At 58.5% G+C, this 12,323-nt stretch carries 19 protein-coding genes and 1 tRNA gene; 17 read left to right on the top strand and 3 right to left on the bottom strand.

What is annotated here, in order from left to right:
• The first annotated feature begins 311 nt into the window (after nt 1-311).
• Nucleotides 312-398: transfer RNA gene (locus tag JFU58_RS29070), tRNA-Leu, on the top strand.
• A gap of 175 nt (nt 399-573) precedes the next feature.
• On the top strand, nt 574-1,221 hold the full coding sequence (locus JFU58_RS29065; RefSeq protein WP_201142942.1) for a hypothetical protein: 648 nt from the start codon (nt 574-576) through the stop codon (nt 1,219-1,221).
• A gap of 130 nt (nt 1,222-1,351) precedes the next feature.
• Here the strand turns inward: JFU58_RS29065 and JFU58_RS29060 are convergent, their stop codons facing one another.
• Nucleotides 1,352-1,783, bottom strand: a complete 432-nt coding sequence (locus JFU58_RS29060; RefSeq protein WP_093197396.1) for a hypothetical protein — start codon at nt 1,781-1,783, stop codon at nt 1,352-1,354.
• A gap of 281 nt (nt 1,784-2,064) precedes the next feature.
• Here JFU58_RS29060 and JFU58_RS29055 point away from each other — a divergent pair, with 281 nt between their 5' ends.
• The 13 genes from JFU58_RS29055 (at nt 2,065) to JFU58_RS28995 (ending at nt 9,898) form a co-directional block, all read left to right on the top strand.
• Complete coding sequence (locus JFU58_RS29055) at nt 2,065-3,087, top strand: alpha/beta hydrolase (RefSeq protein WP_063030516.1); 1,023 nt, start codon at nt 2,065-2,067, stop codon at nt 3,085-3,087.
• A gap of 139 nt (nt 3,088-3,226) precedes the next feature.
• Entirely contained in the window at nt 3,227-3,388 is a 162-nt protein-coding gene (locus JFU58_RS29050; RefSeq protein ID WP_167410158.1) for a hypothetical protein, read from the top strand.
• Nucleotides 3,389-3,393: 5 nt separating this feature from the next.
• Nucleotides 3,394-3,711, top strand: coding sequence for a hypothetical protein (locus JFU58_RS29045; protein WP_177071767.1), 318 nt, complete (start codon nt 3,394-3,396; stop codon nt 3,709-3,711).
• A gap of 103 nt (nt 3,712-3,814) precedes the next feature.
• Nucleotides 3,815-4,231, top strand: a complete 417-nt coding sequence (gene arr, locus JFU58_RS29040) for an NAD(+)--rifampin ADP-ribosyltransferase (protein ID WP_017477629.1) — start codon at nt 3,815-3,817, stop codon at nt 4,229-4,231.
• Between the two features lie 47 nt (nt 4,232-4,278).
• Entirely contained in the window at nt 4,279-4,467 is a 189-nt protein-coding gene (locus JFU58_RS29035; RefSeq protein WP_081253153.1) for a DUF1737 domain-containing protein, read from the top strand.
• Nucleotides 4,468-4,537: 70 nt separating this feature from the next.
• Nucleotides 4,538-5,719 carry an MFS transporter gene (locus tag JFU58_RS29030; protein WP_342215325.1) on the top strand — a complete coding sequence of 394 codons (1,182 nt, stop codon included), beginning with the start codon at nt 4,538-4,540 and terminating at the stop codon, nt 5,717-5,719.
• A gap of 88 nt (nt 5,720-5,807) precedes the next feature.
• Entirely contained in the window at nt 5,808-6,176 is a 369-nt protein-coding gene (locus JFU58_RS29025) for a VOC family protein (protein ID WP_063030510.1), read from the top strand.
• A 104-nt stretch (nt 6,177-6,280) separates the two neighbouring features.
• Complete coding sequence (locus tag JFU58_RS29020) at nt 6,281-6,703, top strand: hypothetical protein (protein WP_201142941.1); 423 nt, start codon at nt 6,281-6,283, stop codon at nt 6,701-6,703.
• Nucleotides 6,704-6,735: 32 nt separating this feature from the next.
• A complete protein-coding gene (locus JFU58_RS29015; protein ID WP_017477634.1) occupies nt 6,736-7,434 on the top strand; it encodes an HAD family hydrolase in 699 nt (232 codons plus the stop codon).
• Nucleotides 7,435-7,495: 61 nt separating this feature from the next.
• Nucleotides 7,496-7,900: a TonB family protein gene (locus JFU58_RS29010; RefSeq protein WP_201142940.1), complete on the top strand. Its 405-nt coding sequence runs from the start codon at nt 7,496-7,498 to the stop codon at nt 7,898-7,900.
• 112 nt (nt 7,901-8,012) lie between these two features.
• Entirely contained in the window at nt 8,013-8,714 is a 702-nt protein-coding gene (locus tag JFU58_RS29005) for a hypothetical protein (RefSeq protein ID WP_242488346.1), read from the top strand.
• Nucleotides 8,715-8,863: 149 nt separating this feature from the next.
• Nucleotides 8,864-9,055 carry a hypothetical protein gene (locus JFU58_RS29000; RefSeq protein ID WP_023658809.1) on the top strand — a complete coding sequence of 64 codons (192 nt, stop codon included), beginning with the start codon at nt 8,864-8,866 and terminating at the stop codon, nt 9,053-9,055.
• A 207-nt stretch (nt 9,056-9,262) separates the two neighbouring features.
• The gene (locus JFU58_RS28995; protein WP_201142939.1) at nt 9,263-9,898 is read left to right on the top strand and encodes a LysE family translocator; all 636 of its coding nucleotides are present in this window, start codon (nt 9,263-9,265) and stop codon (nt 9,896-9,898) included.
• A gap of 1 nt (nt 9,899) precedes the next feature.
• Here the strand turns inward: JFU58_RS28995 and JFU58_RS28990 are convergent, their stop codons facing one another.
• Nucleotides 9,900-10,184: a hypothetical protein gene (locus JFU58_RS28990; protein ID WP_201142938.1), complete on the bottom strand. Its 285-nt coding sequence runs from the start codon at nt 10,182-10,184 to the stop codon at nt 9,900-9,902.
• Between the two features lie 210 nt (nt 10,185-10,394).
• Between JFU58_RS28990 and JFU58_RS28985 the strand changes: the two genes are divergently transcribed.
• Nucleotides 10,395-10,850, top strand: coding sequence for a GFA family protein (locus JFU58_RS28985; protein WP_063030495.1), 456 nt, complete (start codon nt 10,395-10,397; stop codon nt 10,848-10,850).
• A 1-nt stretch (nt 10,851) separates the two neighbouring features.
• Here the strand turns inward: JFU58_RS28985 and JFU58_RS28980 are convergent, their stop codons facing one another.
• Nucleotides 10,852-11,379 (bottom strand): DinB family protein, encoded by a 528-nt coding sequence (locus JFU58_RS28980; protein ID WP_063030493.1) that lies wholly within the window; start codon nt 11,377-11,379, stop codon nt 10,852-10,854.
• 124 nt (nt 11,380-11,503) lie between these two features.
• On the opposite strand from JFU58_RS28980, the gene JFU58_RS28975 reads away from it, so the two are divergent.
• Nucleotides 11,504-12,223: a tellurite resistance TerB family protein gene (locus JFU58_RS28975; RefSeq protein ID WP_063030491.1), complete on the top strand. Its 720-nt coding sequence runs from the start codon at nt 11,504-11,506 to the stop codon at nt 12,221-12,223.
• Nucleotides 12,224-12,323 lie beyond the last annotated feature (100 nt).

Here is a 12,323-nt window from a genome sequence, read left to right as displayed (position 1 = left end):
GCTGCGCTGTCGTTTTTGATGACCCTGGTTTGGGTTTCAGTGGTCATTGCCGTCATGACTTATTTTTCCTGATGCGCCTGGTGGCGAGTGCCGCAGGTGCCGAAGCGGTGGGTGCTGCTATTGCTCAGCACTGCGGCTGAAATCTGTAGATCACTGATCTGGCGAGCTTTTTTGTTTGCAGAGGAGCCGCTGGTTTGTTTGAAAAAGCCCGCGCCCGACCTTGCATCGAGGGGGCTGGATCTATATATTCCCTAGCCTGCTGCAACGCTCAAGGGCTTTTGAAGCTGCTTGGCTCGCTGTATAGCGCTACCGCCCGAATGGCGAAACTGGTAGACGCATGGGACTTAAAATCCCCCGCTCGTAAGGGCGTGCCGGTTCGATTCCGGCTTCGGGCACCACAATATTCAAGGACTTGCGTGATTTATCAGGCAGGTCCTTTTTTGTTTCCGCTTCGCAATTTCAAATGTTGCTTCTCAACTCACTTAGTTGGCGGACGCCAGTCAGGCTTTTTGCTGAGGTTTTTTAGTCTGGTTCGCACACGATGGATCTTAGGTAAACTCAAGGATGTAGTAGATGCGTAATACCTGGTTGCTCCTGCTTGTTTCGTCTATCACCCTTGCTGGTTGTGGCGGGATCCCCTCTGTTCCCTATGTCGATCCACCTCAGGACGACAATACGGCCCGAGTTCGTGTGATCACCAATTCTAATGTGTTTGGCGACAGCGTAACTGGCAGCTGTGCACCGGATACTCGCCACAAAATGGCTGAAGCGGGTCGCTTCTCAGAGGACGGGCAGCCGAGCATTAACTACCTTCAGTACCCACTTAAGCCGGCCAATCTTGGAATGCCGGGAAGGGTTTCACCCAAGCTTCAACAGTACATCGGAGCCGTTCGGATGGCCGAAGGCTTGTACACCGAGATTGTGGCTGAGTACCGCGTTAAAACAGATGCACCCTTTCAGGTTGCGACATTAGGTGCGTCGGCCGGCAGTTACGGCAGCACTTACGCTATGTGCCCAGGCCAGGCGAAAGTATTCAAGCTGGAGCCCGGGAAAGACTACGAGATTCTGGTCGGACTCAGCAGCGTACCCAGCGCGGATGGAAAAGCGGTGATTATGTGCATGTTTGGCGTCGTCGAGCTTATCTCTGTTCCTAACCTGCCGATTGCATGGCCGAAAAAACTCGGGGGCACGGAGTCGCCACAGAAGCTTTGCAAGGGTTAAGTAGCAAGGCTCATATTGGTTACCCGGTTTCCATATCTAAGCCCAGCGCGATTGCTGGGCTTTTTCGTTTTTGGCGCCAGAAATAAGAAGCCCGGCGCTGGGCCGGGCTTCGATGTAATAGCGTCAGAAACTAACGATGCTTGTTCTTGTGTTTATGCTTGTTCTTGCCATTGTGCTTCTTGCCATCAGATCGATGATTGCTCTCATCGTCCGCCAGGTTGTTTCCTAGCGCGCCACCCGCGGCGCCGCCGAGACCTGCACCGATCGTCGAGCCCGTGGAGCCGCCGAGGCGATTACCAATAAGTGACCCGCCAGCTGATCCGATACCGCCACCTAACGCGGCTTCCGCTCTGTTGCCTCTTTGAGCGCCGACAGCACTGCCGGCAGCACCCCCTACGCCTGCGCCTACCGCCGCGCCCGTTGAACCGCCGAGCTGTTGACCTACGATATTGCCAAGTGCACCACCAACGCCGCCTCCAAGAGCGGCGGTGCCATCTCCGGCTGCCATTGCGCCTTGCGAAATGAGGACACCCAGAACCAGGGCGGGTAGTGTCATTTTCATTTTTTGAACCTCTATGGGTTGTCAGCAGGCGCTCACGGTTTAAAGCACGCCTGGCATTAGGACTGGAGTGAAAGTTTGTAGTTCTCTAAGGGCAGGGCCTGCGGGCGAATGGTTGTAACAAGATATGCCGTGATGGGTCTGGCTGCAGTTGGCAGGTACAGGGCTGACAATATGACGGGAAGCTGGCAAGCATCATAGAGATCGTTACTCTAGGGTGCAGATCCAACGGTGATTCTGCCGATATGGCGCTTATGTCGGCCGGCCTAGCATGAGGAGATCCTATGTCCACTTCCACGCTCACTCCGCGCGTCTTCAGTACGCCCCGTCATACGACGCATTATGTAGAGCAGGGGCCTGCCGATGGGCCATTGATGATGTTCCTGCACGGTTGGCCTGAGCTCAGTTTGATCTGGCGTGCGCAGATGGAAGCGTTCGCTGCCCAGGGCTGGCACTGCGTCGCACCCGACATGCGCGGTTATGGTGGTTCCTCTGCGCCAGCCGCCATCGATGCGTACACGATTGAAAACATCGTGGCAGACATGGCAGAACTTCATGACCATCTCGGCGGAATGCCCGCAATCTGGGTAGGCCACGATTGGGGCAGCGTTGTGGCGGGTGAATTGGTCGCTCATGAACCTCAGCGCAGCCGCGGCGTGGTGCTGATTTCGGTCCCGTACTTCCCCTCCACGAACGCGTTGCCGACGCTGGTGCCGCTGGTTGACCGAGGGATTTATCCGGCGGACCAGTATCCAGACGGTCAATGGGACTATTACCGCTACTACAACACGCACTTTGCGTCCGCCGTCGCTGATCTTGATGCGGACAAAGCAGCCTCGCTGGCGTCGATCTATCGACAAGGAAACCCAGCGAGCATCGGCAAGGTTGCATCCAATGCAGAAGTGACCAGGAAAGGCGGCCGGTTTGGCGAAGCGCACCGAGCCCCACCCACCCAACCAGACCCCGCGCTTTGGCCCGAGGCGGACTTCGCTGTGCTGGTGCGGACGTTCGAAGAGCATGGTTTTGGCGCGCCCTGCGCTTGGTATCTGAACGACGATGCCAACATCGATTACGCCCACCGAGCGCCCAACGGTGGACGCCTGTCATTGCCCGTACTGTTTGTGAACGGCGATTACGACCAGATGAATACCATCAAGGGCAATCAGCTGGGCGATCCAATGCGTGCGGCCTGCGCAGATCTCAGCGTGACGAGCGTGTCTGGCGGGCACTGGCTTCCAGTGGAGTGCAAGGCAGAGCTCGTTGAGGCCATAAGTACCTGGCTACAAAGTAGAGAGCTGCGTAATTGATCTTCCTTTGGTGTCTTTGAGATCCCTATACCCCTGCTTATGGTGGCCGGGTTGTTCGCAGTGTCTAACGGAACGTATGATCGCCACGAGTGCCCTCATCCGGGCGCTGAGAGACTCACACCCTTTGAAGGACATGAGCATGGAAAAGCACTTCGGTAATTCAGGCCTGTTCAAGGCTGCTTCGTATCACTGCAACACGCTCCTGGACAGCGGCATCGCTCGCTGGGAGCTGAAAAATATTGCGTTGAATACGAAGGAGTTTTTGATATGTCCAAAGAACTACTCGGAGTTTCTGCTCTAGGGTTGATGGTGCTCGGTGAGTTTTGTGCAATCTACAGTGAGGTGGTGACCGCCAAGCTTGCCCAGACAGGGACTAGCTCCTGGGAAGGGTTCGTCATTCCCGTTGTGCTTATGTGTTTTGCCGGGCTCTGTCTGCTGGGTGCGTATTGGCTGGGGTATGTGGCTGTCGGTGATATCTGGATCGTCACCGTGGTCTCAGTCACCTCTTTGCTGCTGCTTGAACCCGTGGTGGTCTGGTCGCTGTTCCATGAGGCACCAGGGCGTGGTGCACTCATCGGGTTCGTCCTGGGAGCCTTGGGTATGCTTTCCACTGTACTGCTTTAACTCAGCCCTCTGGCCTGGCGATCAAGCGCCGGGCCAGTTCACCGCCACTGGGTTCCGTGCAACCCTTAGTGATTTTGTAATTCATCCTCGGAGCAGCGAGCCCATGTCAAACACCGCTGGCATGTTTACCCGTCAGTTCTTTCACGGCACCCGGGCCGATCTGGAACCGGGCGATCTGATCCGCGTCGGCTACCCCTCCAATTTCACGCAGGGTAAACCACTGTCGTGGGTCTACTTCGCGGGCACCCTGGATGCCGCCATCTGGGGCGCTGAGCTGGCGCTTGGCAGTGAGCGGGAACGGATTTATGTCGTTGAGCCAACGGGGCCAATCATGGATGATCCCAACGTGACGGATAAGAAATTTCCCGGCAACCCCACGCTGTCCTATCGCTCCGGCGATCCGTTGCGGGTGGTGGCTGAGGTGACGAAGTGGCAAGGACATCCGCCTGAGCGGTTGCAGCAGATGAAGGACAACCTCGCCCGTTTAAAGGCCGAGGGTCGCGATGTGATCATCGACTGATATAGATTGCCCAGTGGTTTTCTTCAATTGTTCCAGCAGGTGCCCCCATGCAGCATTCTCCTCCTGAAGGCTTACCCACCTATCGGATTCTGACAGGCAAGGACGATGCCTCCTTCTGTCACCGCGTCTCTGAGGCCCTTGCTCTGGGCTACCAGCTTTATGGTTCGCCAGCGGCAACTTTTAACGGCGAATACGTTGTCGTGGCACAGGCCGTCGTTTGGAATCCCGATAACTAGCCGGTCTCAGTGAGCGACGCGCGAGGTGGAGTCACGACGACTCAGCCATGAACAGGGACGGACATTGCCGGTGATCAATTCAGCCTTGCGGGTATGGTGTGCAGTCAGTGTGCTGTGCATCGCCTCCTTTACCATGGTGACTTCCGAGTTCGCCCCCATTGGTTTGCTGTCGCAAATATCCGCCGACCTGGATCAAGCCCCGTCTACCGTCGGGCTGACCGTAACGCTATACGCCTGGATCGGGGCGGTCAGCGGCTTGCTATCCAACTGGTTGAACCGCCGGGTTCCCCGCAAGGCGCTGCTGATTGCGTTGATGTTGATACTGGCCTTATCAAACGGCCTGGCAGCGTTATCCCCTGAATTTTCCTCTCTGCTCGGTGCCCGCGCCGTCGGCGCATTGGCCCATGGCGTGTTCTGGGCCATCGTGGCAGCCACCGCCGCGCATATCGTGCCGTCGCACCGCGTGGGACTGGCCACCTCGATTGTGCTGGGCGGCATCACGATCGCCACGGTCATGGGCGTACCGCTGATTAATCTGGTGGGCCAATACGATGGTTGGCGCACGGCTTTTGTGTGCCTCGCCGTGATGTGTGTCGCCAGCGCCGGTGCGATCGCCCTGGTGCTGCCTTCCCTGCATATTCCCTCGCTGGCCAAAGGTCTGGGCTTTGCGGTGGTGCTGCGGCGCAAGGACCTCTTGATCACCTACGTCATCACGGGCCTGACGGCGGCCGCGCATTTTGGCGCCTACACCTTTGTCGAGCCGTTTATTGGCCAGGTGCCTGGAATTACCTCGTACATGATTGCGGTGTTGCTGTTTGCCTTCGGGGCCTCGGGTTTCCTGGGCAACCTCTTGAGTGCGCTGTTGATTGATCGCTACTTGAAAGCGTTCATTTTGCTGGCGTTGGTTGCGATGGCATTGGCGTTGGTGACCTTGGGTATTTATGGTCCGCCACTCGGGCTCGTGTCCGTGGTTATCCTGCTGGTGGTCTGGGGCGTGGCCATTTCCGCTTTGTTTACCGGTCTGCAGACGTGGGTCTTGAGGATCGCCGGTGATCACATGGTGCCTGCGACCGCCATCCACACAGCTGTGCTCAACAGCGCGATCGGGCTGGGTGTGATTATCGGTGGCGGTGCGCTGGATGTGGCGGGGTTCAAGGGGGCGATGCTGTCGGCCAGCGTAGTGATCGTCCCGGCCATTATCCTGATGATTGCCGCAGGACTTCGCGCCCGGGCAGAGCCGGTTTTTTCGTAAAGCGGGAGCGCTCTGGCGAAACACTCCTGTCAGGAACTGACGCAGGCTTGAACTAAGGTGAGCTCTCTCACTCCCGCCAGGTCAAATAATGAAATTCTCGTCTGTTCGTCTCGTTACCAACCACTTTGAACGGCTCGTTCAGTTCTATCAAAACCTCACGACTGTCGAGCCAAGGCATCTGGCTGAGGGGTTCGCTGAAATTCACCTCGACGGCGTGGTCCTGGCCATAGCCGATGAACGCCTGATCCGCCTTCATAACGATGGATTGGCAGTCGCCGCCAGCAACCGTTCGGCGATCCTGGAATTTCAAGTGGATGATGTCGAGGCCGTCCTGCTGCGTATCGGTCGCGCAGACGTGGTGATGCCGGTGACGGTCATGCCATGGGGCAACACTTCGGTATTGCTGCGTGATCCTGATGGAAGCCTGGTTAACGTCTTTTCGAGGCCTTGGCGCTGAATCGGTTCATCGTTGTAGCCAAGTTCAGTAAGGTCGATAACGCGTTAAAGTAATCGGCTAAAGCGCCGATCAGTTAAGATCTATACCGGAATTGGATATTTGACATGATCACTAACGTCAGCAGTCTTGCTTCTGTGCCCACCAGTCCAAGCTCCGCCAGTGTCAGTGATGGCTCCAAGACGCAAGCTTCCGGCACCTCGGGCCCCGGCCCGACCACCGATACCAAAAGTGCTTCCGGCGCAGGGGCCGGCCAGGCCGCATCGACGTCGCAGGAGTCCGACACCGTCAAGGAGCTGAAAAAGCAAATTGCGGAGTTGCAAAAGCAACTTCAAGAGCAGCAGCAAAACATGCAAAAGGCACAGGCCAGCAATCAAAGCGCAGACGCCAAGGCGGCCGCCGTGGCAGCAGCCCAGACGCAGATTGCCGCAACGGCAGCAGCGTTGCAGTCTGCTTCCTCGGCTTTGTTGCAGGCGCTGACTTCTGAAGGTGGAAGCGGTACCGGTTCACTCGTCAGTGCCACCGCCTGACAGGCAGATTTTGTTTTCCACGAGGAACATTCGTGTACCCGCGCGCCATTCTGTTCGACCTGGATAACACACTGACGCATCGCGCCTTGAGTATCCGACGCTACGCCGAACGGTTCCTGGCTGAGTTCGGCGAGCACATCAGGCCCGCGACGCTGGACGACATCACGCACCTGATTTTGCGGGAAGACAGCGGCGGCTATCTTTCCCCGCAGTCCGCATTCTCTTCGATCCGCGAAGCTGTAGGCCACACCCTTGCCAACCAACTGCCGTGGCGAGTGCCGCAGCCGGCTGAGGTCCTGGTCGAGCACTGGGTCAGCCATTTTCCGGCCGCAGCCGTGCCAATGCCGGGCGCTGCAGCGTTGATTCAGGCGCTGGAGCACAGACACATCAAGGTCGGGATTGTTTCCAATGGCGCCGAGCACTCGCGAAGGAAAACCATCGCTGCATTGCCCTTCGCTCAGTCGGTTGGTACCGTTGTCAGTTCGCAAGCGTTCGGGACAGCCAAACCTGCACGGGAAATCTTCCATGAGGCGGCTGCACGGTTAGGCGTTCTTCCCGAGCACTGCTGGTTTGTCGGTGATCACCCTCTAAACGACTACCAAGGGGCAAAAGCCGCCGGGATGTACGCTGTATGGTTTCAGGGGTTTCATCAATGGCCCGCAGGCCTTGCTCCCGCGCAAGACACTATAAAATCGCTCGACGAGCTACCCGCTCTGATCGCAAAGCGATAGCCAGCATAACGCCGGATAATTAGCCTCACTTCGCAAACCAAACGTCAACGGAACTGCGTTTATGAAATACAGCTGGATCGCACTTGTCTTACTGCTTTGTGCCTGCACGAGCGGCCCCAACCACCAGGAGCAACTGGTAGAGAAGCGCTTATGGGAATATCAGTTGCTCACTCACCTCAACCACTTCAAGTCCTACCCTGAAGACGCTCGCCTGCAAAGGCTGACCGGCATGGTCAGAGTGGCCTTTGTCGTCGACGCCAAAGGCAACCTGATACGCCACAAAATCGTCAGCCACACAGGCTCGGATCTTTTCGTCGGGGCAGTGGAGGCATTTATTCCGGCGGCCTCGCCAGTGCCTGCGCCCCCGCCCTCAATGCTGCGTAAAGGCGAAGTTGAAGTGGTGGCGCCCTTTGTATTCTGCATGGAGCAGGGCGCTTGCACCGGCTCACCGCCGCAGCGAATCTAGCGACAACCTGCGGCCAAATGACAGGCAAAGAAAAGCCCGCGATGGGGGTCGCGGGCTTAAAGGTTTTCACCAGGAGCTGAGATGACCATAGGTGCCCGACTGTGAAAGGTGTGTGAAAGGACAGCACATCGCACCGGCTGTTGGATATTTCGAGCCCCGGCATTTGCCGGGGCTTTTTCGTATGCGGGGCTGCAACTCTTTACGGGAACAAGTGTTCAGAAATGCAGTCATAGCGATGTGCCATCTCGGCCAGTCAGAAAGGAATCAACTGATGTCCATTGTGGGTAAAGCATCGCTCGCTGTTGTCGCTTCGTTGTTGATAGGTGCAATGGCACCGTCAGTTCAGGCGGCGAGTCCCGCTCGGTGGGGGGATTTCGGTGCGTCGGCCGGTAACAGACTCACCGCGAGCAGTTCGGGCGCAGGTGGCGAATATTTCCTGCATCCGTCGGATATTTCGGTAGGTGACATTCAGGCCATGCGCGACGCGCTCAAGCGCAATGACAGCGAAATGCAAAGTCTGGAAAGCAAGCTGGAAGGCCAGGCACGCGCCCTTGAAGACCTGAAGAAAAACACCGGCTCAAGTTCCAGCTCCAGTGACGGCCAGCTGTCCGAGCTCAAGCGCACCGTATCCGATCAGAAAAACACCATCGATAAGCTCAAGAGCGAGATTGAAGACCTCAAGCGCAATTCAAGTTCCAGCTCAAACTCCAGCTCCAGCGAACTGTCCAGCCTCAAAAGCACCGTCAGTGATCAGAAGCGCAGCCTTGAAGACCTCAAGCGCAGTGTCGACAACCTCAGCAGCAAGGTGAAGTAACAGAGGGGGGCCGTGGCCTTTGCCGGGCAGGAGCAGATTTTGCAGCTTGAAGCGCACGCCTGTGCGACGCCCGGTAGGTTACACCGCTTTACCCGGGTGTATGGTAGACCGGTCAAACACCTGGATTATCTCTGGAGAGAGAGGTGACTATGAGCACTCCCATGCTGAACAAGCTGCATCTCAACGGCTATGACATCGTGCAGGTCAACAGCGGCCCGTGGCGGGTCTGTACCAAGGCCGACCGCCTGGCATCCTTTGGCTCCCGTGAGCAGGCACTGGCGTACGCCGCAGCGCTGCCGGGGTACAAGGCGCGGTCGAGGCCGGTGGCCAATGATGCTTGAACCCTCAATAGCCTCGGTCAGTCCGGGGCTTTTTATTGGGTCTCGCTTGAGCAATACATAAACGGTGGCGAGGGAGCTTGCTCCCGCTGGAGTGCGAAGCGCTCCCAGGATTTGGGGCCTCTGCGCAGCCCAACGGGAGCAAGCTCCCTCGCCACACAGCGGATATTTTGGGATGATTCGCAGCTGATTAGCCCGTAGGAACCTGTCATGTCCCTGGCAACCTTATTTCTGTTCGTCATGATGAGCGCCGCGATTATCGCGATTCCCGGCCCGACGGTTCTGTTGGCCCTGCAAAATGGTTCGCGCCATGGATTGCAGGCGGCGTTCTGGGGCATGGCCGGGGCGGTGGTGGCCGACGCCTTGCTGGTGACGGCGGTGGCGTGTGGCCTGGGTTTGCTGCTCGCGGCCAGCGAAGGGCTGTTTCAGGCACTGAAATGGATCGGTTCGGCGTACCTCATCTGGATCGGCTGGCAGATGTTGCGATCACCCCAGGCGGCGTTGCCGTCGGTGGGCGAAGGTGAGGACGGCGGCACCCGCTCGGCGAGTATTTTCACCCGCAGTTTCCTGGTGGCGATTTCCAATCCCAAGGCATTGTTGTTCATGTCGGCATTCCTGCCGCAATTTGTCGACAGCACCCAAGCACAACTGCCGCAGTACGCGTGCCTGTTGTTAGCACTCTGCGTGCTGAACGTCAGCATCATGATGTTCTATGCGGTATGCGGGGCACGCTTGCTTAGTCGCCTGCGGCCCGCACACTTGCAGCACTTCAACCGTGGGGCGGGTGGGTTGTTGATGACGATGGGGGTGCTGTTGGCCGCTTACCGTCGTGCCCCGGCTGCTTAACCTAAACGAATGGCTGGCCGTGGAACCCGCGTGGCAGGCGCTGACGGCCTGGCAGGTCGGTCAGGCGCTGGGTCCAGGCACTGCGCCAGTCACCGGCGGCATGGGCGGTTTTGGACTTGCGCGCGGCACGCCGAGCGGCGTTACGTTGGGTGCGACGGGCTTCCTTGAATACTTCGGTGTTACGGCAGGTACGGCACTTGACCCGTTTCAGCTCGGTGCTGGAGGGGAGGTTGTTGCCGTGATGACCGCAGGCAAGATGCCCGGCGACCTTGAAGTGAATGACCATGTAAGCGTCTCCTTCTTGGGGGATGCGTCGCATCGGTAATCTGCTGATGCGCGCGGGCAGGGCGGGGCAGCCATTGGCTGGTTTTCACCGCTCTGTCTTTTATGACAGTTTGCTGTCACAGGCGTTCGTTTGTGCGGGTTGGCAACGCTGTTCGTGACGCGCCTGCTCGTTTACTCTCCAGGCACACACACAATGTGAATGGAGTGGAAGATGAGTCATCAAGAGTCCCAGGAAGGCGGCTGCCGTTGTGATCGGGTACGTTTTACCGTGACCGAAAAACCGCTGATCACCATGGCGTGCCATTGCACCGGGTGCCAGAAGATGTCATCCAGCGCGTTCTCGCTGAGCGCGCTGATCCCCAGCCACGGATTCACCATCACCCAGGGCAACCCGGTGATCGGCGGACTGCATGGCGTCGACCGCCACTACTGCTGCCCCCACTGCATGAGTTGGATGTTTTCCCGCCCCAATGGCGTGGAAGATCTGATCAACCTGCGCCCCACCATGCTGGATGATGCCAGCGGTTATGTGCCATTCATTGAAACCTGGACCAGTGAAAAGCTGCCGTGGGCGACTACCCCGGCGCAGCACAGCTTTGCGCAGCTCCCGGAGAGGGAGAATTTCCCCGCGCTGATACAGGCGTATGCCGAGTACAGCGGCGGTTGAACTAGTCCATCAGCGCCAGCAGGTCGGTGTCGCCCACGTCGCGCCCGGCCTGCGTCAGCAGGGTTGTCACCTGTCCCCGGTGGTGGGTCTGGTGATTGAAGAAGTGCACGAGCAGTGCATGAAAATTCTTGTTCATCGGTGTGCCCGCCATGTTGTGGTACTGCAGGGGCTGATCCAGCTCCGGCTCGCTGATGGATTGCACCCAGTCGATGATGATCTGGTCGAGCCAGGCACGATGGGCCGACAGTTCACGGATATCGGCGAAGGCCAGTTGATTCAGGCGTGGCGGCAACGCCAAAGCGCTTAGCGGTGCCAGCGCGGCAAAGCCTGCCGGATGCTCGGCGAAACGCTTGAGCCAGACGCGGTCACCCAGGGCGAGGTGGTTCAGCGTGCCAAGGATCGAACCGAAGAACGCACCACGGTCGGCAATCAGGTCCTCGTCGCTCAGGCCATTGGCAGCGTCGTACACCTTGCGGTTCATCCACTGGTTGTAGGTCGCCATCAGGGCGATATGCTCGGTACGGGTCATGTCGGGGCTTCCTCCGGGTGCGATGGCGCCATGATAAAGCGTGCCTGCCGGGCGGTCATGGTGTTCTGGCGCAGCGGGTCTATTGTTGTTGATCTGGAACTCTGCGCCCTGGGAGGGTGACACCATGAATACCGGCGATCTTCTGGAACAATTGCTGCGAGCGGGCCAAGCCTCAACGAGCCAGCAGGGCGGCTCCGCACCGGCGGCTCAAGGCGGGCTGGGTGGTTTGGGCGGGCTGCTGGGCGGTTTGCTGGGCAGCGGCGGTGCTTCGGCTTCAGGCGGTGGCGGCCTCGGTGGTTTGCTCGGTGGACTGGGCGGCATGCTCGGCGGAACCCGTGCGGCGCCGCAAGGGCGCACCGGCGGCACCAACTACGCGGCGCTGGCTTCCCTGGGCATGATGGCGTTCCAGGCCTATCAGGCCTGGCAGCGGCAACAGGCATCGGCGCCGCAGCAGGCGTTGCAAACGGTTGACCAGCTGTCCGGCGCGCAGGTCGAAGAACACAGCCATGCCGTGCTGCGCGCGTTGATCGCGGCAGCCAAGGCAGATGGTGAGATTGATGAGCGTGAGCAGCAGATGATCTCGGCCGAGATCGGCAAGCACACCGATGACCCGCAATTGCAGGCGTGGCTGGATACCGAGGTGGCCAAGCCGCTGAATGCGGCGGATTTTGCCGAGTTTGCCGGGGACCCGGCGGTGGCATCCGAGGTGTACCTGGTCAGTGTGCTGCTGGTGGATGACCAGCAGGACGCGGAGCGCAATTACCTGGATGAACTGGCGGCGCAGCTGAAGATTGATCCTGCGTTGCAGGTGCATCTGGAGCAGCAGGCCAAGGGCCAGGTTTAAATCACTATTGACTGTCATACCAAACCTGTGGCGAAGGAGCTTTGCGCAGCAGACCCAAAACAATCGACCGTGTGCTTTCAGATAGAAATCGGTCGCAGGT

It is taken from the genome of Pseudomonas sp. TH34, assembly GCF_016650865.1.
Taxonomy (GTDB): domain Bacteria; phylum Pseudomonadota; class Gammaproteobacteria; order Pseudomonadales; family Pseudomonadaceae; genus Aquipseudomonas; species Aquipseudomonas yamanorum.
The sequence above is the reverse complement of the archived record's forward strand: the minus strand, read 5'-3'. Positions and strand labels throughout refer to the sequence as shown.